This is a genomic window from Shewanella sp. SM55, assembly GCF_025654025.1.
Taxonomy (GTDB): domain Bacteria; phylum Pseudomonadota; class Gammaproteobacteria; order Enterobacterales; family Shewanellaceae; genus Shewanella; species Shewanella oncorhynchi.
This window is the reverse complement of the sequence record NZ_JAKKRS010000002.1, coordinates 1-22305: the sequence shown is the minus strand read 5'-3', so window position 1 is coordinate 22305 and position 22305 is coordinate 1. Positions and strand designations below refer to the sequence as shown.

Sequence of the window (22305 nt, the reverse complement as noted above, 5' to 3'; positions counted from 1 at the left end):
ATGGGGGGAGGATTTCCCTCGTCGATAATAAGCCAAATTGAAGTTGTGCTGCGGCCAATAAAAAGGTTCGTATCTATCGAAGATATGAACCTTTTTATATTCAGCATTGAGCTGTGGTGTAGCATTAGCTTAGCGGATTTACTCTCATGCGGTAAAAACTAAACCCACGCTAAACAAGGTACTGAAAATCATGGTTAACTTAGCTGTACGGCCGAGTAACGGATTTAAGGCTTCACCAGAAACGGCATAAAAATCGCTACTGAGTTTGCGGGCAATAAGCAGAGATAATCCCGCAAGTAGTACTGGTAAACCGGGTAGAATACCGAATAAAAAGCCAGCGATGACTAGACCAAAGGGCAAATAGATTAAGGCTTGATAAAGCACTTTTGCCTGAGCTTCGCCGATACGTACTGCTAGAGTATGCTTGCCAGCTTGGGTGTCGGTACGGATGTCGCGAGTGTTATTCACCAACATAATCGCAGCGTTAAATAAGCCAATCGCACAGCCTAATAACCAAGCATTAATAGTCGTATCGCCCGCCTGCAAATAATAACTGCCCACCACTGCAACTAAGCCAAAAAAGACAAATGCCGCTACTTCACCGAGCCCATGGGAGGCGAGGGGATAGGGGCCACCACTGTAGCCAAGAGCACCTAAAATAGCGGCTGCGGCGAGAATGGCGATGGGCCAGCCTCCGTGCCAAATCAGATATGATCCCACGGCAAGCGCCATTAAGAGACAAAATATCATGGCATTGCGAACGCTTGTTGGTGAAATTAAACCACTTTGAGTCACGCGAACGGGCCCTAAGCGCTCGTCTGTATCTATGCCGTTTTTAAAATCAAAATAGTCGTTAGCGAGGTTGACGGCGATTTGTAATAAGACAGCACACAACATTGAAGTGGCAGCGATTAACCAGCTGTAACTCTCAAGATGTAGGGCGAGAATGTTGCCTATCAGTAGGGGACCTATGGCCGCGGGTAGCGTACGGGGTCTTATTGCTAAAATCCAAGGATTCATGGCGTCCAGTCATTATTGGTAAATGGGAATGGTACCGAGCAAGGGCTCAATTAGCGCATAGCATAACAAGATTTAACACGAAAGTGAGCACTATCTAATAAACGCATTTAACAGAGTTTGAATTGGCGCACATATGTTCACTGATGCAGGATGAGATTTGTCGTTAAGTTCAAAGAAAATCAAAAAAGTCTGTGTTTCCATAGTTAATGTTGATGGAGGCTTTGTGCTGTCCATGACATAGGCGTAACGCTAAATACTCTGTTTAGTAGGTAGCATAGGCGGTTGTTACCCTATGCTCGTTATTTTTGCCGCTACAACAATGCCGATAAGGACATATTTGGATGCGTTTTGACAATAAGGTGGCATTAGTCACTGGGGCTGCGGCTGGGTTAGGTCGAGCGTATGCCATCATGTTGGCTGAACGGGGGGCAAAAGTGATACTCGTCGACCAGCCGTTATCGTCCTATGAGTCAATTTCCACCGACGGCGCTCAGACGAGCCAAGCCAACTTAGAATTAATGCAGACCTATTGCAGCATTATTAAACTTGGTGGAGATTGCATTTATTTTGTGCTTGATGTGAGTCAGCGAAATGAAGTGAATAGCATGATTGAAGAGGTGATCCTACGCTGGCATCGCATTGATATCTTGATTAATAACGCGGGCGTTTATGGTGCTTGTCCCTTTGAGCACATTAAACTTGAGCAGTGGCAACGGCAATTGGATGTCGATCTCAATGGCAGCTTTTATCTCACTCAAGCTGTTTGGCCTTATATGCAACAACAGCATTTTGGCAGGATAATGATGACAACGGGAGCTTCGGCCTTGTTCGGTGACTTGCATCAAGTTGGTTTTAGTGCGAGTAAGATGGCGCTGGTCGGCATGGTGAATAGCTTATCATTAGAAGGTGAAATTCATAATATTCGAGTCAATAGTTTATGCCCTCAGGCCGTAACCGCGATGACGGCCAAACATTTAGCGAGTGCGATTCAGCCGCTATTTTCCTTTGAATCATTAACGGCTACTACGGCTTTCTTGGTGAGTGAACAGGCGCCAAATGGTCAACATCTACTCGCCGGAGCGGGCAGTGTTAGCCACGGCATGTTTGTCGAGTTTCAGCCTATGTATTTTAATGAAGGTCTTTTTACGCCAGATAACCTCGCGCAGCAGTGGCCACAGTTACACCAATCCTTCCCCGTGACTTTGCACTCCTGTGGAGAGGATAAAGTATTGTCTTGGTCTAAGTTAAGTGCACTAGAACATCACATTAAAATCGATTGATTCATCATGCTTGTATTTGAGCTAAGCCTGCATCTATAGCGATTTAAATGCAGTAAGTGGCTCAATAAATCCGTAAATGCTAACCACAATAAATAACATAGACACTCCAGCGTGCCTCGTTTAATTCCTCACCGTTGGAGTGATGATTTGATTGTGAATAATCGATAGAAGACTGGTCAGCTTAAGGCTAACTGAGTTACCCTTTAAGATTAATTGCTAATTACGCAGTAGGATCCCATGAGTCAGGTATTAGACGATCTTTTATCATTACTTTCCCTTGAGCAAATTGAAATTGGCCTCTTTCGTGGTCAAAGCCAAGATCTGGGTTTTGGGCATGTGTTTGGTGGTCAAGTGATGGGCCAAGCACTGAGCGCCGCAAAACAGACAGTAGCTGCTGAGCGTAAGATCCATTCATTACACTCCTACTTTTTACGTGCAGGTGACGAGAAGTTGCCGATTGTTTACGAAGTAGAAAATATGCGTGATGGCGGTAGTTTTAGCGCTCGTCGGGTTAGTGCAATTCAAAAAGGTCGCCCCATTTTTCATATGACCTGCTCCTTCCAAGAACCTGAGGAAGGCTTTAGTCATCAAGCCGCTATGCCGCAAGTGCCCGGACCTGAAGGTTTGTTGAATCAGCAGGAATTGGCGCTGACGATGCGGGATAAAGTACCGCCGAGCATACTTGAAAAGTTTATGGCCGATGCGCCAATTGAGATGCGATTGGTCAATCCACTGCACCCTTTTGCGCCTAAAGAAACCGAGCCGTACCGTTATGTTTGGATGAGGGCTAATGGTCCTATGCCAAATGATACCCATATCCATGAATATTTACTCGCCTATGCCTCAGACTTTAACTTTTTAGTCACGGCAGCTCAGCCCCACGGTGTATCCTTCTTAAGTCCTGGGGTACGAATGGCGACGATCGACCATGCGATGTGGTTCCACCGTCCGATTAATATGGGAGAGTGGTTGCTTTACAGTATCGATAGCCCTAATGCTAGCGGTGGCAGAGGTTACGTCAGAGGGCAGTTTTTCAATCAACAAGGCGAGTTAGTGGCTTCTTCTACCCAAGAAGGCCTGATACGCATGGTAAAAGGACGTTAGTATGTATCTGAAAATAAAATCGTTTATATTGTTCTCTTTCATGGCTGTCTTGCTCAATGGCTGCGTGACTGTAACACCTGATCAACCGATTATCATCAATGGCGCAGCTGGCTATCTAGAGAAGATCCCATTACCTCAAGGCTGCCAAATCATTATTGCCATTATTGATTTGAATACTCCAGGTGTCATCGTCGCACAAAAAACCTTCAATATCGCCAGAGCACCTGTGCCATTTAAATTTACATTGCCCGCTAAATCGATCGATAAAAGTATCCAATATGGCGTAGTGGCGATGATTAAGTTTCAAGACCAAGTGATCTTCCAAACCTATGACAGGTTCCCAGTTATCAATAATGATAAGTTCACGACAGAAGTGTTAATGAAAGCGGTTATGGCGAATTAACCACTGGCCATAACTGCAATAATATTGTTTTTATATTGATGAAGATTTAGCCCTTTCAATTCTATATAGAAAGGGCTTTTTTGTGATCATTAATCCGCTTGCTATGCTGTAAATGTGAGATTAAGTATTAATTTTCTCTATAGAGGATTAAGAATATTAATGCATAAGTTAGTTGATTTTTATAAGGGATATCATTTTGTAAAATATTATGCAAAAACGAAATGTATATATTTTGTTAGTTAAAAGTTGTTGCCTTTTTTCTTTATTGTTTCGTAAAAGGTATTTTGCGTTTATTTTGTAACTAATGATATTTATAAAAGAGAGTATTTATTTACGGGGATTTATTCTGTTTAACCTAATGCTATTTTTGAGCCGACACTTAAAGGTTAATTTTAACGCTATGATGTAATGTTTATTATTTGTTTTTATCGACTTTATACTACGACTTATCGTTGGGACATAAAACAGTCTGATAAAGGTTCTATGGATTTATTTTAACAAGGTATGAGGTTGTTCATCATTTACTGAATTGCGTTCTGTTAATTTGCTGTTTTAATTTGTATCATCGCGTGTTACAAATTGTCGCGATAAAACTCAGTGATCATCATCACAGTAAATTGAATGGTTATTCATAAAAAATGTCAGTTACGGGTGATGTTTTTGGTTGTCGCAGCGTTTTCATGCCACCCAAACCTGAGTTTTATAAATCATACAACTTATAAGAATTAGGGAAGTCACAATGAAAACTAAAATAGCATTAGCAGTGTCTATGGCACTGTTATCGTCGGCGGCAAATGCACAAACCGTATTATCACCTACGGGTGAAACCCTGCAGTTAGATATTCCAAGTGAATTACAAGTCACTTCATTACGCGGTAACGCTGCCGGAGCGGAGGTTAAGTTTGTACCAGAAGCAGATTTAGGTGAGGGTGAATATACTTATATCGTCCGTTTACGCGATAGTTCGGTTGCTAATTACCAAGGAACTATTCCAGGATTGAAAGCGACTAGTTCACAAAGAGTGCAGGTAAACGGTACTTCAAAAGTTGCTGTGAACGGTAAACTTGATGCTTCTAAAGCTGAAGTCAAAAGTTATGTTAGTTATTTGAAAGTAAAACAGAACCGATTTTTAGCTAACGCGAGTGCGGCTATTGGCACTAATCTGCAACCATTAACGACATATCAGTATGCGTTAAATGGTATGGCGGTTCGCATGACTCAAGCTCAAGCGAAGAAAATGGCTGAGTTACCTGAGGTTGCGTTTGTTGAGCGCGAGCGCATGGAGCAAATGGAAACCGACGTCAGTCAAGCGCTTATCGGTTCTCCTAATGTATGGGATGGCAGCGCGACGGGCACGAAAGCCATGGGGGAAGGCGTGATCGTCGGTATTATCGACTCAGGTATTAACTCAGATCATGCTTCATTCGCTGATGTTGGCCAAGATGGCTACGACCACACAAACCCATTAGGTCAAGGCATCTATATTGGTGATTGTAAAACTGATTTCGCGAGCATGTGTAATGACAAGTTGATTGGAGTTCGCAGTTACTCTGAGATAACAAATAACTACGATGATGCAAAAGTGTTTGGTGACACCCCTCCAGCTAAAAATGGTGAGGATTACGGTGGGCATGGTACTCACGTTGCGAGTACCGCAGCAGGTAACATCCTAGTGAATGTGCCTTATGTGCAAGGTGAAACAGGTAAGTTAGAAAGCGATGGCATTGCGACAGGCCTTGAATTTAAACAAATCTCAGGTGTTGCACCACATGCAAACATTATAGCTTATCAAATTTGTAATCCGGGTAATGCGGGCGACACTTATTCTGGCTGCCCGACCGCACCGATTTTAAAAGCCTTAGATGATGCGATTAAAGATGGCGTCGATGTGCTTAACTTTTCTATCAGTGGTGGTGGAAACCCGTGGAATAGTGCGACGGAACAAGGCTTTTTAGCCGCGCGTAATGCGGGGATTTTTGCTGCAGTGGCTGCGGGTAACACACGTGCCGCGACAAACACGAGCCCTGCGATTAATCAAACACCTTACTCTACGCCTAAAAATGCACCTTGGTATACTTCGGTAGCTAACTCGACTCATAACCGTGACATAGTACGCGCCGTGGAATTTAATGGTAAAAACTATCATTACACTGCTGGTTCTGGTCCGGTTCAAACTGAAGTGCTCAAAGGTGTTCCCCTTTATGCTGGCGCAATTGATGCGACCAATTTTGAAGCCTGTAAACCGTTCCCAGCAGATGCCTTTAAAGACAAGATCGCCGTTTTAAGACGCGGTGTTTGCTCATTCGATATCAAAGTGGCCGCAGCAATGGAAGCTGGCGCTAAGGGTGTGATTGTTTTCAATAGAGATGGTGAAAATAATGCGCGTCTGACTATGTCGGGGCTGGATAAATTGAATATTCCAGCGGTATTTATTGGTGATATTGATGGCTTAGAATTGATTGCTGCTATGGCGGCAAATCCTGCTCTTGAAATCACGCTGTCTCCAACCCCTAAAGTTGCCAGTAAAGAAGCGGATGTTTTATCTGCCAGTTCATTGATTGGACCTAATCTGACTAACGATGTACTCGTACCCTATGTCGCTGCACCGGGCAGTGACATCTACGCTGCTTATTCCGACCAACAGTTTGGCCATGATGAAACAGGTACAGATCCTGCTGATTTCACTTTGATGTCAGGTACTTCAATGGCGAGTCCTCACGTTGCCGGTGCTGGTGCGTTACTTAAATCGCTGCATAAGGATTGGACGCCAGACAACATTCGTTCTGCGCTAATGATGACGGCAACGACAGCCCAAGCCATGAAAAAAGCCGATGGTAAAACCGTTGCTGATCCGTTTGACGTAGGAGCCGGTCGTATTCGTGTGGATTTAGCGGCAAAAACGGGCTTAGTGATGGATGAAAGTGCCTTAAACTACGAGATTGCTAACCCTACAACAGGTGGCGATCCACGTAAGCTAAACATTCCAAGCATGGCTGATTCACGTTGTATCGATACTTGTACTTGGACACGTACTGTCACTGCAACGGCTGATGGTAGCTGGATTGCAAAAGGCGTTTCCGCAACGGATAAATTCGCGTTAACTGTGACGCCAGAAAGCTTTAATCTCAAAAAAGGTGAAAGCCAAACGATTACAGTGACTGCGGATGTGACTGACGTCGGTGCAAGTTGGGGCTTTGGTAACTTAGTATTAACGTCCGATACTTTCCCAACGGCTAATATGCCGATCGTAGCTAAGATAGCTAAACGCGATTTACCTGCTTTGGTTAATGTTTCAGCCTCACGTGATGCAGATGAACGTAATTTGGCGCACTTGAAAGCGATTGATCTACCGGGTGTTGCGGCGACAGTGACTGCACTTAAATTAAGCGCTACTTATGAATCAAGTGTGAAACAGGATTCAAATACTGGTAGTGCATTTGATGATTTGGCCGATGGCGTAAAAGTATTTAGCTTTAACGTTGAAGACAAAGCTTTATATTTCAATGCATCAATCGGTAATACAACCTCTCCTGACTTAGACATGTTTGTGATACTCGATAAGAAAGATGGTAGCAAGCTTTCAATTGCTGCATCTTCTGCTTTCGAGGGTTCAAAGGAAAGTGTGTCTATTAAGGACCCAGTGAAAGGCGAGTATATTGTCGTTGTACAAAACTATCAGGCATCTGCAGCCGATGCGGATGATGCCTTTAGTTTGAAACAAGTGACGTTATACGATGAAGCGGGTGATAACTTAACAGCAAATCTTACGGGTGATCATAAAGATTTCAATGTCAACTTAGCATGGAAACAAGCGATGCTAGTGGGAGATGCTGGCATAGCTATGCTGACGCTGACCACCACTGATGACAAAGTCGCACCTGTTAAAATTCCGGTCGTATTTGAGCGCGTTAGTGATGACGTATTACCTCCTCTAGGCAGTACTGTTTCTGGTGAATTAACACCTGGCACCGCTAAAGTGATGAAGACACGTATTGAAGCGAACAAAACGCAAGAAACCCGTGTTTACACCCTAGAGGCGTTATTACCAGAAGGTCACGAAGTGGCTAATATTAGCCATCAAGGCGCACAAGTGGGCAATAAGATCACTTGGACTATCGAAATGGCCTCTGCTGCTGCGGCATTAGATGTCACCTTTGACTTAGTGCCACGTAAGGCGAGTCAAGGCAACATAGTGGCATTGACCAACAAAGTGAATAACGACTCGGCTGAAATCTTGAAGCAGGAGTATCAATTTGATGTTCCAGAAGTGGCGCCAGTGGCTGTGATTGAAGCTCCTGCCACTGTCCAAGAAGGTAAACCTTTGTTCATCGATGCGAGCAAGTCGTCGGATGCCAACAATGATCCTTTGACCTACAAATGGACTCAGTTAGGGGGCGCCAGCTTTAACTTTGACGCTAATGCGGCCAAGCTTAATCTCGTTGCACCAAACGTCAGTGGCTCTGCTCAGACGGTTTCATTCCAACTGACAGTGTCTGATAACCACGGCAATAAAGATTCAAGTGTTGTGTCTGTATCTGTGACTGAAACACCAGCCAAGAAAGATGATGGTGGTGCCTTAGGTTGGTTAAGCTTGTTGTTGCTACCTTTTGCTTTTGGTCGTCGTAAACAAGGCTAAACCCTCAGAGTAAAATCGGAAGGTTTAATGGTAAGAGAGAAGGGCTGATATTGATATCAGCCCTTTTTGTATTTGCTGGTTTGTGTTAGCGATTTGACATTAAAAAATCGACAAATGCGCGGTCTGCTTGGCTGACGGGGCGCTGCTTTTTCCATGCAATATGGAGGTTTAAAAATACCGGTGGATCGAAGGGTTTGGCTAAAATGTCATCTTTTGAGCTTATCGCCATCTCAAGTACACTGGTGATCCCAAATCCTTGGGAAACAATCTGTTTAATCAGATTAATCAAATTGGTCTCGAAGGCAATATTGGGCTTTTTGCCTAATTCTTTGGCTTGAGAGAGTATCCACTCTCGGTGGAAATAACCTGTTTTGAACATCACTAATTCATGGTCGAAAAAGTCATGTAGACTCACAGCGCTATGTTCCGCTAAAGGGTGTTCGGCACCCATAGCGATGACCATTTGCTCACGGATCAACAGCTGACTATCAAATTCGGGCTGTAGGTCTTGGGCGGTAATGATCGCAATATCCACTTCTTCCTGTTGCAACATGCGCAGTGCATCCCGTGTCCCGCCTTCAAACAGTGATAGTTTCAATTCGGGGTATTTATGCCGAAAAGCCATTAAGCGCGAGGGGAGATAGAAAGAACCCAGCATGCCCGGCACGGCAATGCGGACCTCTCCCGAGGTGAGATTGGCCATGGCGCGGATTTGCGCTTCGGCCTGCTTAACTTGTTTTAGGATCAAAGTGGCGTGTTGATGCAGGACTATACCTTCGGCCGTGAGTGTGAGCAGTTTATCATTCTTGTTGCTCGTACGATTGACTAAGGTGACGCCGAGTGCGACCTCTAAGCGCTTGATACTTTGACTTAACGCGGGCTGAGCCATATTCAGTTTCTTGGCTGCGGCGGTAAAGCTGCCGGTATTGGCAAGGGCATCTAAATGTTTGAGTTGGCGAATATCCATTAATCGGGCTCGTACTATTTTATCAGTGGCAAGAAGTGTACTTTTGGCGCGCTATTTCTATAACAAAAATCAATGATTACGATAGATATTATCTATTATTGTTATGTTATGCCCAGTGATAATCTTTGTCTATCCTATGAGTGATACTTGGTTGAGGCTCCCGTGCAAGCAGTATTAGATACTATGATTGACAATAAACAGCGTGACACCCGATTGATGTGGGCGCTCTGCGTCGCTTCAGTGGTGGTCTATATCAACTTGTATTTAATGCAAGGCATGTTGCCGCTGATTGCGGAACATTTTGCGGTATCAGGCTCTAAAGCAACCTTGATCCTGTCGGTGACCAGTTTTTCCTTAGCCTTTTCATTGCTCTTGTATGCGGTACTGTCAGATCGTATCGGTCGACACACTCCAATCATTGTCAGCTTGTGGTTATTGGCATTGTCTAACTTACTATTAATCTGGGCGCCGGATTTTAATGGGTTAGTGCTAGTGCGATTGCTACAAGGTGCATTACTCGCTGCCGTACCTGCGATTGCCATGGCGTACTTTAAGGAGCAATTATCACCAAGCACTATGCTGAAAGCCGCAGGCATTTATATTATGGCGAACAGTATTGGCGGGATTGTTGGACGTCTGCTAGGTGGTTTAATGTCGCAGTTTTTATCTTGGCAAGAATCTATGTGGTTGTTGTTTCTAGTGACGTTAGCGGGGGTGGCTTTAGTGAACTATTTGCTGCCTTCACTTGCCGATGCGCAGTCGATGTCACCCAGTAACACTGAGCCTTCCTTATCAAAACGCGCCCGTTTAGCGCAAGATCTTCATGGCTTTAGTCATCATCTCACCGATGCGCAAATGCGTTTGGTCTACGCGATTGGTGGCTTGACCTTTATGATGATGGTGAATCAATTTAGCTTTATTCAACTGCATTTGATGGCTCCACCCTATGAATGGAGTCGTTTCCAAGCCACCTTGATTTTTCTGTGTTATTCCAGCGGGACTATTGCGTCGTATTTCACTGCGAAATGGCTCGCCAAATTTGGTCAACATAAATTATATCAATGGTCTTGGTGCGTGATGTTGCTCGGCAGTTTACTGACCCTGTTTGATACGACCTTAACCATTAGCTTAGGTTTTTTAATGACCGCCTGTGGGTTCTTCCTTACCCACAGTTGCTGTAATTCCTTTGTTGCAATGCGGGCCAGTCGTGATCGAGCTAAGGCGACGTCACTCTATTTATGTTGTTATTACTTAGGTGCTGCGATTGGCGGCCCTTATTTGATGATGTTTTGGCATGAGGCGCAGTGGCGAGGTGTGGTGATGGGCTCGTTAACCTTATTAGCCTTGATCGCCTTAGCTATCACCCGTTTGCATTACCATCAAACTCATGTCAAACGGGCGTTGGTCTAAAGCTTAAATATGCCTTTTAGTCATCGGAATTAATGTACTGTTTGCGGTCTAAATCGTATTTACGCATTTTGTCGTAGAGGGTTTTTCGGGGCAGTTCTAGCTGCTCCATGGTCTGCTTAATACTGCCCTTGTTGTGGCTAAGTGCTTCTTCAATCAGTACCCGTTCAAAAAACTCTACCCTTTGTAGCAGGGACATACTCGAGTGCAGGCTTGGAGTATTGCCTAATGTGCCAGCAAAGGCGGCTTCTCCGCCCAGCAGCACAAAGCGTTCGGCGAGATTACGTAACTCACGCACATTGCCTGGCCAGTCGTGGGAAGTAAGTATCGCGTTTTGCTCCGCATTTAAGGCGATAAGCGCTTTGTGATAGCGTGCCGATGCGACGCGGGCAAAGTGTAAAAAGAGTAACGGAATATCTTCACGGCGATCTCTCAGGGGAGGGATGGGCACAGTCACCAGATTTAAGCGATACAACAAGTCTTGGCGAAATTCCCCGGTGTCACACAGACCTTTTAAATCGACTTTTGTAGCCGCAATCACGCGAATATCTAAGTTGATGCTCTTGTTAGAGCCTAAACGTTCAACCTTACGATCTTCAAGCACTCGCAGCAGTTTTACTTGCAGAGACAGTGGCGTACTCTCAATTTCATCTAAAAATAACGTGCCACCATTGGCATATTCAAATTTACCAATGCGCATCTTATCGACGCCAGTAAAGGCCCCCGCTTCGGCGCCAAAGAGTTCACTTTCAATCAGGTTTTCGGGGATTGCACCACAGTTGATGGCGACAAAGTTGGCTTGGCTGCGGCTGCTGTGGTCGTGTAAATAGCGGGCAACAAGTTCTTTACCTGTACCTGTTTCGCCTTCAATTAACACATCCGCAGGCGTATCTATCACTTGCGTTATGATGTGGCGCATACGGTTGATGCCGACACTGTTGCCCAAAATACGAGGGCCCGGTACGCTTTGGCTTTCGAGATCCTTTTTAAGCTTGCGGTTCTCTAAGGTCAGACTGCGTTTTTCTAAGGCGCGTTTAACCACATCGAGTATGTGTTCGTTATTAAAGGGTTTTTCGAGAAAGTCGTAGGCGCCTTGTTTTAACGCATTGACTGCCATGGCAATATCACCAAAACCAGTGAGTAGGACAACGGGGAGATCGGGATCTTGCAGACGGATTTGTTGCATTAAGCTGATGCCGTCTAATTGTGGCATGTTGACATCCGATATCACCATTCCCGCCCAATCTTTATGCAGCAACTTAGCGATACCTTTGGGTTCTGTGGTGGCGAGCGCCTTAATGCCCTCCAGTTCAAATAGTTGAACGAGAACTGTGCCTATGTGCGGCTCATCGTCGATGATGAGAACAGAATAATCTTGAATTGAATTGGGCACACTCATAAAACTAACGTTCCTCGAGCAAGTAAATAGGTAAAATAATCTGGAAAATAGCGCCACCCTCTTCGGCATTGGCAACGTTAATTTGGCCTTGCATGGATTCGATAATACGTTGTGAAATTGATAAGCCTAGCCCCAATCCGTGCCGTTCGTTGGTGGTAAAGTAGGGTTCGAAGATTTTCTCCATTTGGCTTTCACGTACACCAGGGCCTGAATCTTGGATGCTGATGCAAAACTTATCTTCACTGGTCACGCGGATAACCAATTGGCGTTTAACCGATTGTTGCATAGCGACAATGGCGTTGCTCATAATGTTGACAAACACTTGTTGTAATCTAACCTTATCGCCCCAAACCTGATAGTTGCCGTTGGGTAATTGCACATCGAGTTCAACACCCTGTTTATCAATTGCAGGTTGAACTATGGTCAGGGCTTGCTTGATACAGCGGCCAATATCGGTTGCGCTATCAGCGCCTTGGCTCTTGCGGGTAAAGCTTTTAAATTGCCCAACAATATCGGCTAATCTATCGGTAAGTTCAATAATAATCTTGATATTATCCAGTGCCTTATCTTGCATATCACGGGCGAGAAAAGTTTGGGTATTTTGGGCATAGCTGCGAAGTGCCGCGAGTGGTTGATTGAGTTCATGGTTAATACTGGCGGATAAACTGCCTATCACTGTCAGTTTTGCCGCTTGGATCAGCTCATCTTGAGTATCTTTGAGTTGATTGTTGGCCTGCTGTAAGTCCTGAGTGCGTTCTTCAACTCGCTGTTCTAATAGGCTTTGCGCTAGTTGCATTCGGTGTAGATTGCGACGGCGCTCGGCGTTAAATAGGATGCTGAGTGCCAGCAAAAGATAAATACTGGCTGACAGTAACATCAGTGCGGGCAAAGAGGTCAGTAAAGGTTTGATTGGCGCTAAGATGTGTACTCGCCAGCCTGCTTTAGCCATTGATTGGTGGATGTCCATGTATTGTTCATGGTCTGTACCCGTTTGCAGTTGGTAAAGCATAGCTTGACTACCACTTTCATAGGGCGGCTTCATCAACAACTCTCCTATGGGACGTTCTGCATAGCGTTTTGAGGCATTAAGGGCATATTGCTTGGCTTGGGTAAGCGGGGTTAGTGACTTTAACCGCCATTCATCGATACTGGAAATAAAGACGATATCCTCAGGATCACTGATAAGGAACTGATACTGACCCGCAATCGCGATACTGGTACTTTGTTGCTCTATGTCGGCAATATTAACTTTGACTATGATGGCCCCAAGTATGCCTTTACCACCTTGTTGATAAATAGGGTAAGAGAAATAAAATCCGCGCTTATCTGAGCTGGTACCCACTGCGTAATAACGGCCTAGATTGCCCGAGATAGCATCTGTGTAATAGGGTCTAAAGGAGTAGTCCTTGCCAATAAAGGAAAAACTTTGTTGCCAGTTACTGGCGGCAATGGCGATACCTAAGGCATCGATCAGATAGATATCGGATGCTTCGGTGACATGCTGAATTTCTTCGAGATATAAATTAAGCTCTTGGACTTTGTCAGGATTCTGCTGGTCGTTCAGGACATTGGCGAGCATTGGGTTAGTCGAGAGCACGTGGGGAATACTTTCGTAGCGCGATAGTGCACCATCGAGAAAACTGACTAATTCCTTTAGTTGTTTCTCCGATTGCTTTTGGATCTCGATTTTACCTTGATGCAAATGCACCCAGTAGGTCAGTTTGAGGGTTGCAAATAGGCCTGCAAGTAACACAACGGTCAGAAAGAGGCGTTTCTTGGCCTTAGGCGTCATGGGCAACATGGTGGTTATCCTGATAAAGCAACGGGATCAATAACTGATACTGCGCATAATAAAACAAAGCGAGCCTGACTAGGCTCGCTTAAAATCTATCTGTAATCAAGGGGTAATCTCACAACCTTGAATTGCAGACTAATATCCACGCATCGAATCCAACCATTCAGGTAAGAAGAGTGAAATCTGTGGTACGTAAGTAATCAGGGCTAAGAAGGCTAGCATCACGAGTAACCAAGGCAGAACCGACTGAATCACCCAACCAATACTGCGCCCCGTGATCCCCGCGGTGACAAAGAGATTGAGTCCCACCGGCGGCGTTAGCATACCGATCTCCATGTTTACGACCATTATGATACCTAAGTGGATAGGATCTATGCCTAATTGCGTTGCAATAGGGAACAGAATTGGCGCCATAATGAGTACAATCGCCGATGGCTCCATAAAGTTACCGGCAGCAAGCAACAGTAAGTTAACGATGATCAGGAATCCCCAGGCGGGTAAACCCATGCTAACAATATACTCAGCAATAATGTGAGGGATACGTTCTGTGGTTAATACATGCGCAAATAGCATAGCGTTAGCTATGATAAACAGCAGCATGATACTGACCTTAGCACCATCGCGCACAACATGACGTATGTCTTTGTCGATAGGCGTTTTAATCAGTCCTAAGAACATATGACCTAAGTTACGCGCAGTTGCTTTGGCTAAGTTTTCACCTTGATTACGCCATGCCACGTCTTTTAATGGCCCGATATCACGGTAGCCAAATACCGCAATAAGGTAAGCATATACACAAGCCACAGCTGATGCTTCGGTTGGGCTAGCGACGCCACCATAGATAGAGCCTAATACGATAAAGATGAGTGCTAATCCACCCATTGCCTTGGCACTTGAAATCCCCAGTTGTTTAACGCCAGGAAAAGGACGTGAGGGCAAGTTTTTAAAGCGGGCAACGATATAAATGACGATCATCAATATAAATCCCATCATTAAACCTGGGATTAAGCCTGCCATAAACATTTTTGCAGCCGACACTTCAGTTGCTGCGGCATACACTAACATGACGATTGAAGGTGGGATCAAAATCCCGAGAGTGCCAGAGGTCGTGATCACGCCTGCAGCAAATTTTTCGGGATAACCTGCTTTTACCATGCCGACTATGACGATAGAACCAATTGCCGCAACAGTCGCAGGAGAAGATCCAGAAACCGCAGCAAACAGCATACACGCCATAACGGATGCCATCGCTAATCCACCACGGACATGTCCAATACTGTCCATGGCAAAATCGATAATCCGTCTAGCGACACCACCCGTTGATAGGAAGGCGGATGACAGAATAAAGAAGGGGATTGCGAGTAAAGTGTAATGCTCAGATGAAGACTCATACAGCTTGAGTGCAACTGAAGCTAAGGAGTCATTCGAGAACAATAAAATCGTCAGCATGCTGGAAAAACCTAATGCGATAGCGATAGGCATACCGAGAAACATACATACGAATAGGGCAGTAAATAGGGTTGCAATAGCCATTATTTAGCCTCCTTTTGGTCAGAGACTGGATCTACTTTAGCGTTTTTAGCGTTCTCATCGATTAAATGCATACTTTCTTTCGCTTCATCGGCAAATTGGAAGCCTGAGACTTGGTCACGCAGAATGGCGATAAAGAGTTCGACAAAACGCCAAGTCAACATAAAAAAGCCAATGATTAAAATACTTTGAGATAACCAAATCGGTATTGCGCCATCTTCAATATCGATTTTTAAAGTGTTCCAAGCAAAATCTGGATCAAGGCTTTTTAATATAAATTGTGGGAAATGTATGTCTTCCATAGGCAAACCGATTTGATACATCTGGCTTAAGTAATCCCAACTGCCTTTTAAAAAGAGTCCGCAGTAGACGATACAAACAAAGGCAGTAATAAGAGATACTATCTTTTTAGCCTTTGGCGCTAAATTTTTAACAAACGCATCGACACCAATATGGGCACCGACTTTAACCCCATAGGACATACCAAATAACACAAACCAACCGCAAAAGGTTAATGTAAGTTCTTGGATCCAAAGAAAACCCGTGTTGAAGAAGAAGCGGGCGACGACTTCTGAAAACACTAACAGCGTCATCAGAGTGATCAATAAATTGAGCACACCTTCTTCAATATAACCAAATATTCGCGATATCACAGCCATAATCCCCTCGCTGAAATGGCCGCCTAAGCTCGGTTGAGCTTAAGCGGCTATCATCATTATTATTTATTTGCAGCAACAGCAGCATCAATCACATCTTTACCGATTTGATCTTCAAACTTAGCCCAAACAGGTTTCATTACCTCAACCCATTTTTGACGTTCAGCAGGAGACAGGGTCACTAACTGTGAACGTTTAGAATCAAGGATTAACTTTTTGTCTTCATTGTCTTTTTCAGCAGCAATCTTGTTACCTAATGCGATAGATTCGTCTAAAGCTTCTTTGATGATCTTACGTTTGTCAGCTGGTAGACCTTTCCAGAAAGTGTCAGAGGTCACGACCATATAGTCGAGAACACCGTGATTACTTTCAGTGATTTGGCTTTGCACTTCATAGAACTTTTGTGAATAAGTATTTGACCAAGTGTTTTCTTGACCATCGATAGCGCGGGTTTGCAGCAGGGTAAAGACTTCAGAGAAAGGTTTTTTCACAGGGATTGCACCAACAGCATCAAACTGGGCCGCTAGAACATCAGATGCCATAACGCGGAATTTCAAGCCTTTTGCATCAGCAGGATTTTTAAGTGGTGTGTTAGATGAGAACTGTTTCATACCATTGTGTAAATAACCCAGACCGACAATTCCTTTACGGCTCATGGAGTTCAGTAATGTTTGACCAGCTTCACCTTGTTGGAAACGGTTCACGGCATCCATATCATTGAATAGGAAAGGTAAATCGAATATTTGTAGGCGTTTAGTGTAACGCTCAAACTTTGAGAGTGAAGGCGCGACAAATTGTACGTCGTTTAACAGCAGTGCCGCTAGTTCGTTGTTATCCCCAAATAACTGTGAGCTAGGAAATACACTGACTTTGTATTCACCTGGTAAACGTTGTTCAACGAGTTCTTTAAATTTAAGTGCCATTTGGCCTTTAGGTGTGTTTTCTGCCACTACGTGTGAAAACTTAATTTCAATCGGTTCTGCAAATACGTTAAAACTGGTCGCAAATACGGAGGCAACAGCGAGCATTTTGACTAAGGTTTTGAGTGGACGGGTCAATCCAGTTTGTTGATTCAATATCATCTTGAGTTCCTTTTTCTGTTGTTAGGATTTGTCCTCAGTCTTGGTTAGTTTGTTACCAAGTTTGAGTAGGAATACAGCCTTGATTTCCCTGAGGTCTGTCTTACTAAAGGCAAATACCACGCCAACTTACACTGGCTTCTGTAAGTGTTTGGTTACTAAAGTGTAGTTCATTTGATGTTTGTCACACTTTTAGTTTGGTGGGTGAGATCTCGCTCACAGTGATTTTGTGTTTGGGTGGAAACCCACCCATAGTGAAGATCGGCCCCAAATTGACGGCTCTTGTCGTTGCAGATAAATTAAACAAACTTAGTTATTTTGAGATCAAAAAAAGCCGTAAAAGTATGCGATATAACGACAAATACAAATATTGTGGTGAGCTGCTTTAGGAGAAGAAGTGTAGGTGAGATGTGAAGTCTAGGGAGGTTAAGTCGATAGCTATCGTAGTCAATTAAGACACAATTCATTTGATGCTGTTAGTCATCCTCTAAAAGAATACGTTTAAGGATAGCATCGCTAGGTAACAAGGCTAAATGGCCTTGTTCATCAAAGTACCAACCGGTAATAAAGCCTTTTTGGCGCATGCTGACGAGATTATGCATGACTTCCCGCGCTTCTTTTAGAGCCGTTTGCTCATCGCAGGCGTGGGTATGCTTTAAATAAGTGGCGATATTGGCAAGAGAAGCGGATTGACTGACGCTGGCCATAATGTTGATCTCCAAAAATGCTAAAGCAGAATGAAATCAGGCTGAGTGTCGATAGTGCTTAGTATTTAACGAAATATAAAATGCCGAATAGCATAACTTATCACTCGCTGATTGAGATCAAGCATAGTTGAGTAAGCGCGTGGGTAAAGTTTATTGGGGGAGATATATGGTGGTCGCTACTGGGCTCGAACCAGTGACCCCCTCCTTGTAAGGGAGGTGCTCTCCCAGCTGAGCTAAGCGACCTGGGATATAACGTGTGTATTGCAGAATATGGTGGTCGCTACTGGGCTCGAACCAGTGACCCCCTCCTTGTAAGGGAGGTGCTCTCCCAGCTGAGCTAAGCGACCTGGGAATTCTTAAACTACACAATTTTTAAGTCATTCTTCACTAAAGAATGGTGGTCGCTACTGGGCTCGAACCAGTGACCCCCTCCTTGTAAGGGAGGTGCTCTCCCAGCTGAGCTAAGCGACCTGGGAATTCTTAAACTACACAATTTTTAAGTCATTCTTCACTAAAGAATGGTGGTCGCTACTGGGCTCGAACCAGTGACCCCCTCCTTGTAAGGGAGGTGCTCTCCCAGCTGAGCTAAGCGACCTGGGAATGACTTTTACAAACTAATACAATAAGTTATATGGTGGTCGCTACTGGGCTCGAACCAGTGACCCCCTCCTTGTAAGGGAGGTGCTCTCCCAGCTGAGCTAAGCGACCTGGGATATAACATTTTGTATGCCATAATTTCTTTGTAGAAAATATGGTGGTCGATACTGGGCTCGAACCAGTGACCCCCTCCTTGTAAGGGAGGTGCTCTCCCAGCTGAGCTAATCGACCTCGCTGTGTGGAGCCGTATTATAGGGAGGTACGATCTAGTGTCAACGCTTTTTAGTGAAAAAAGAATTGGTCGCGCTATTTTTGTCCACATTGGCTTAATGCTAATCACGCCGCCGATCAAAGTGTTATTTAATTCGCCAGTCAATGGTACGTAATTCGGACGCTCGCGATTAAATATGGGTTGAACTCATCCTATTCACCGGACTTTTTTGTGGTAAAAGTGCTGAGGAAGTGAGTGATTTATAAAAATTAGCGCACTACGCACTAATAGTATGAGTGCATTGATAGTGTATAGATGCACGTGTTCGATGGCGCAGATATTTATAGTCGAAGGAATATAGGTGTAGAGATTTAGGGGTTGGAATATAAAGCCTGAAAAATCATCTCAAGTGTTAGCATTAATCAATGGTGGTGATAGCAATAGTGCCACCTTTATATATCGCTTTATATTGGCTTCCCTATAAAAGGGAGGGATTCGCGACACGATTTAACCAGATAAGTGATACTGTGAAGCTTGTCCCATTTGCAGCGCCTGCTTTGACTGTTAGAATAAGCCCACTTTTTTATCGTGATTGTCTTTATCTAGACGACTTTATATAGGTTAGTGTCCCATTATGACAACTAAGACGCGTTTTGCCCCTAGTCCTACCGGTTTCTTGCATGTTGGTGGTGCCCGTACGGCACTTTATTCTTGGTTACAAGCCCGTGCCAATAACGGTGAGTTTGTATTACGTATTGAAGACACTGATATTGAGCGTTCGACTCAAGCCGCTTGCGATGCGATTTTAGAAGGCATGAACTGGCTAGGTTTGACATGGGACGAGGGCCCATATTACCAAACTAAGCGTTTTGACCGTTATAACGAAATCATTGCTCAAATGTTAGAAAAGGGCACAGCGTATAAATGTTACTGTTCACGTGAGCGAATCGATGCCTTAAGAGAATCACAGGCCGCTAACGGTGAAGCACAAAAGTATGATGGTTGCTGTCGCGACTTACCTGCTCGCGAGACTGATGAACCATTTGTGGTGCGTTTTAAAAATCCAATCGGTGGTTCAGTGGTATTTGATGACCATGTTCGTGGTCGGATTGAATTTTCTAACGAGGCATTAGATGACTTGATCATCGCCCGTACCGACGGCGTGCCAACCTATAACTTCTGTGTGGTGGTTGACGATTGGGATATGGGGATCACTTGTGTGGTGCGTGGTGAAGATCATATCAACAATACCCCGCGTCAAATCAACATTCTTAAAGCATTAGGGGCGCCGATCCCAGAATATGCACACGTATCTATGATTCTAGGTGATGACGGCGCTAAGTTGTCTAAGCGCCATGGCGCTGTTAGCGTAATGCAGTACCGTGATGATGGCTATTTACCAGAAGCACTGCTGAACTATTTAGTACGTTTAGGTTGGTCACATGGCGATCAAGAGATTTTCTCATTAGAAGAAATGAAGCAATTCTTTAAGTTGAGTGACATCAACAAAGCCGCTTCTGCTTTTAATACCGATAAACTGGTGTGGTTGAACCAACACTATATAAAGAGCCTAGATCCAGAATATGTGGCAACGCACTTACAATGGCACATGGACGATCAAAAAATTGATCTGTCAAATGGCCCAGCATTAGCTGAAGTGGTCACTGCATTAGCTGAGCGCGCTAAGACTCTAAAAGAGTTAGCTGCATCTAGCCGCTATTTCTATGAAGATTTTGCTGAGTTTGATGAAGCACAGGCGAAAAAGCATTTACGCGGTGTTGCGTTAGAGCCATTGCAACTGGTGCAACAGAAATTATCAGCATTAACTGAGTGGACAGCTGAAGCTATTCATCAGGCAATTGAAGATACTGCTACTGAATTAGATGTGGGTATGGGTAAGGTCGGTATGCCTTTACGTGTTGCAGTAACAGGGGCAGGGCAGTCTCCAGGCTTAGATATCACACTATTTTTAATTGGAAGAAGCCGTTCTGAGCAAAGAATATCCAAAGCGATTGAATTTGTAGCAGATAGAATAAATTCCTAAAAAAACGAGTTGACACTTTTAGGTGCGCTGCATAGAATGCGCCACGCAGTTGAGACACAGTCGAGCAAATGCTTGCAGTGCACTTAAATGTAGTTCGATAGGTTTGGGGTTATAGCTCAGCTGGGAGAGCGCTTGCATGGCATGCAAGAGGTCCACGGTTCGATCCCGTGTAGCTCCACCAAACTTACCGTAGATGTTAAACGGGAACCTTTTCTAGCGAAAAGTTCAAATTAATATGTCCGGGGTCCCCTTCGTCTAGAGGCCTAGGACACCGCCCTTTCACGGCGGTAACAGGGGTTCGAATCCCCTAGGGGATACCAAATATTGGTTCCTAGCAAATAACTAACGTGTTGTTTGGTAAGAACAAAATCTAAATTTCTGCTGATACATATACTGCTAAAGTTAGCTGTGTTGACAAAAATTTGGGGCTATAGCTCAGCTGGGAGAGCGCTTGCATGGCATGCAAGAGGTCCACGGTTCGATCCCGTGTAGCTCCACCAATTTACTGCCTTATTAAGCAGAAACGAAAGTTTAAATTAATACACCCAAGGCACAATTCGTTATTTAGAAGAGTGCATATAAGGCCGTAGATGTTAAACGGGAACCTTAGGTTCAAATTAATATGTCCGGGTCCCCTTCGTCTAGAGGCCTAGGACACCGCCCTTTCACGGCGGTAACAGGGGTTCGAATCCCCTAGGGGATACCATCTATATTTTATAGAGAGTGGTTCCTAGCAAATAACTAACGAGTTGTTTGGTAAGAACAAAGCATTTACTTCCTAGCCTACTGAAGTGAATGTGTTACAAAACTCGGTTACGAGTTAAATCATAAGTCCGGGTCCCCTTCGTCTAGAGGCCTAGGACACCGCCCTTTCACGGCGGTAACAGGGGTTCGAATCCCCTAGGGGATACCACATTTTGGTTCCTAGCAAATAACTAACGTGTTGTTTGGTAAGAACAAGGCATTTGCTTCCTAGCCTACTGAAGTGAATGTGTTACAAAACTCGGTTACGAGTTAAAACATAAGTCCGGGTCCCCTTCGTCTAGAGGCCTAGGACACCGCCCTTTCACGGCGGTAACAGGGGTTCGAATCCCCTAGGGGATACCATCTATATTTTATAGAGAGTGGTTCCTAGCAAATAACTAACGAGTTGTTTGGTAAGAACGAGACATTTGCTTCCTAGCCTACTGAAGTGAATGTGTTACAAAGCTCGGTTACGAGTTAAAACATAAGTCCGGGTCCCCTTCGTCTAGAGGCCTAGGACACCGCCCTTTCACGGCGGTAACAGGGGTTCGAATCCCCTAGGGGATACCACATTTTGGTTCCTAGCAAATAACTAACGTGTTGTTTGGTAAGAACAAGGCATTTGCTTCCTAGCCTACTGAAGTGAATGTGTTACAAAACTCGGTTACGAGTTAAAACATAAGTCCGGGTCCCCTTCGTCTAGAGGCCTAGGACACCGCCCCGCCC

The 22305-nt window shown here is 44.4% G+C and carries 14 protein-coding genes and 13 tRNA genes; 13 read left to right on the top strand and 14 right to left on the bottom strand.

From position 1 onward, the window contains the following. Positions 1-144: 144 nt before the first annotated feature. Positions 145-1020 carry a 1,4-dihydroxy-2-naphthoate polyprenyltransferase gene (locus L5L91_RS03300; protein WP_028761099.1) on the bottom strand — a complete coding sequence of 292 codons (876 nt, stop codon included), beginning with the start codon at positions 1018-1020 and terminating at the stop codon, positions 145-147. Between the two features lie 341 nt (positions 1021-1361). Between L5L91_RS03300 and L5L91_RS03295 the strand changes: the two genes are divergently transcribed. The 4 genes from L5L91_RS03295 (at position 1362) to L5L91_RS03280 (ending at position 8443) form a co-directional block, all read left to right on the top strand. Beyond that, positions 1362-2300 (top strand): SDR family NAD(P)-dependent oxidoreductase, encoded by a 939-nt coding sequence (locus L5L91_RS03295; RefSeq protein WP_173243966.1) that lies wholly within the window; start codon positions 1362-1364, stop codon positions 2298-2300. Between the two features lie 237 nt (positions 2301-2537). Next, the gene (gene tesB / locus L5L91_RS03290; RefSeq protein WP_263235673.1) at positions 2538-3404 is read left to right on the top strand and encodes an acyl-CoA thioesterase II; all 867 of its coding nucleotides are present in this window, start codon (positions 2538-2540) and stop codon (positions 3402-3404) included. Between the two features lies 1 nt (position 3405). Next, positions 3406-3807, top strand: coding sequence for a YbaY family lipoprotein (locus L5L91_RS03285; RefSeq protein WP_263235671.1), 402 nt, complete (start codon positions 3406-3408; stop codon positions 3805-3807). 739 nt (positions 3808-4546) lie between these two features. After that, positions 4547-8443 (top strand): S8 family serine peptidase, encoded by a 3897-nt coding sequence (locus L5L91_RS03280; protein ID WP_263235670.1) that lies wholly within the window; start codon positions 4547-4549, stop codon positions 8441-8443. Positions 8444-8528: 85 nt separating this feature from the next. On the opposite strand, the gene L5L91_RS03275 is transcribed toward L5L91_RS03280, so the two are convergent. Beyond that, on the bottom strand, positions 8529-9410 hold the full coding sequence (locus L5L91_RS03275; protein ID WP_028761094.1) for a LysR family transcriptional regulator: 882 nt from the start codon (positions 9408-9410) through the stop codon (positions 8529-8531). A gap of 162 nt (positions 9411-9572) precedes the next feature. On the opposite strand from L5L91_RS03275, the gene L5L91_RS03270 reads away from it, so the two are divergent. Continuing rightward, a complete protein-coding gene (locus L5L91_RS03270) occupies positions 9573-10820 on the top strand; it encodes an MFS transporter (protein WP_219234031.1) in 1248 nt (415 codons plus the stop codon). Between the two features lie 16 nt (positions 10821-10836). Here the strand turns inward: L5L91_RS03270 and L5L91_RS03265 are convergent, their stop codons facing one another. From L5L91_RS03265 to L5L91_RS03210, 12 genes are all read right to left on the bottom strand, one after another. Further along, the gene (locus tag L5L91_RS03265) at positions 10837-12216 is read right to left on the bottom strand and encodes a sigma-54-dependent transcriptional regulator (RefSeq protein ID WP_028761092.1); all 1380 of its coding nucleotides are present in this window, start codon (positions 12214-12216) and stop codon (positions 10837-10839) included. Between the two features lie 4 nt (positions 12217-12220). After that, positions 12221-14017: an ATP-binding protein gene (locus L5L91_RS03260; RefSeq protein ID WP_028761091.1), complete on the bottom strand. Its 1797-nt coding sequence runs from the start codon at positions 14015-14017 to the stop codon at positions 12221-12223. Between the two features lie 129 nt (positions 14018-14146). After that, positions 14147-15544, bottom strand: coding sequence for a TRAP transporter large permease (locus L5L91_RS03255; protein ID WP_028761090.1), 1398 nt, complete (start codon positions 15542-15544; stop codon positions 14147-14149). Next, entirely contained in the window at positions 15544-16200 is a 657-nt protein-coding gene (locus L5L91_RS03250; protein ID WP_049821767.1) for a TRAP transporter small permease, read from the bottom strand. Before L5L91_RS03250 ends, L5L91_RS03255 begins: the two co-directional genes overlap by 1 nt. 59 nt (positions 16201-16259) lie before the next feature. Beyond that, positions 16260-17279, bottom strand: a complete 1020-nt coding sequence (locus L5L91_RS03245) for a TRAP transporter substrate-binding protein (RefSeq protein ID WP_173497703.1) — start codon at positions 17277-17279, stop codon at positions 16260-16262. Between the two features lie 473 nt (positions 17280-17752). Further along, positions 17753-17983: a hypothetical protein gene (locus tag L5L91_RS03240; protein WP_105252063.1), complete on the bottom strand. Its 231-nt coding sequence runs from the start codon at positions 17981-17983 to the stop codon at positions 17753-17755. Positions 17984-18150: 167 nt separating this feature from the next. Then, positions 18151-18226: transfer RNA gene (locus tag L5L91_RS03235), tRNA-Val, on the bottom strand. 28 nt (positions 18227-18254) lie between these two features. Beyond that, a tRNA-Val gene (locus L5L91_RS03230) sits at positions 18255-18330 on the bottom strand. 48 nt (positions 18331-18378) lie between these two features. Next, positions 18379-18454, bottom strand: a tRNA-Val gene (locus L5L91_RS03225). A gap of 48 nt (positions 18455-18502) precedes the next feature. Beyond that, positions 18503-18578 (bottom strand) — tRNA-Val (locus L5L91_RS03220). A 37-nt stretch (positions 18579-18615) separates the two neighbouring features. Then, positions 18616-18691 (bottom strand) — tRNA-Val (locus tag L5L91_RS03215). Between the two features lie 44 nt (positions 18692-18735). Further along, positions 18736-18811 (bottom strand) — tRNA-Val (locus L5L91_RS03210). A gap of 614 nt (positions 18812-19425) precedes the next feature. Between L5L91_RS03210 and gltX the strand changes: the two genes are divergently transcribed. The 8 genes from gltX (at position 19426) to L5L91_RS03170 (ending at position 22149) form a co-directional block, all read left to right on the top strand. Then, positions 19426-20835 carry a glutamate--tRNA ligase gene (gene gltX, locus L5L91_RS03205; protein WP_168824307.1) on the top strand — a complete coding sequence of 470 codons (1410 nt, stop codon included), beginning with the start codon at positions 19426-19428 and terminating at the stop codon, positions 20833-20835. Between the two features lie 105 nt (positions 20836-20940). Next, positions 20941-21016: transfer RNA gene (locus L5L91_RS03200), tRNA-Ala, on the top strand. 63 nt (positions 21017-21079) lie between these two features. Beyond that, positions 21080-21155: transfer RNA gene (locus L5L91_RS03195), tRNA-Glu, on the top strand. Positions 21156-21259: 104 nt separating this feature from the next. Then, a tRNA-Ala gene (locus tag L5L91_RS03190) sits at positions 21260-21335 on the top strand. Between the two features lie 130 nt (positions 21336-21465). After that, positions 21466-21541: transfer RNA gene (locus L5L91_RS03185), tRNA-Glu, on the top strand. Positions 21542-21672: 131 nt separating this feature from the next. Then, positions 21673-21748, top strand: a tRNA-Glu gene (locus L5L91_RS03180). A gap of 118 nt (positions 21749-21866) precedes the next feature. Beyond that, positions 21867-21942 (top strand) — tRNA-Glu (locus tag L5L91_RS03175). A 131-nt stretch (positions 21943-22073) separates the two neighbouring features. After that, positions 22074-22149 (top strand) — tRNA-Glu (locus L5L91_RS03170). Positions 22150-22305: the final 156 nt, after the last annotated feature.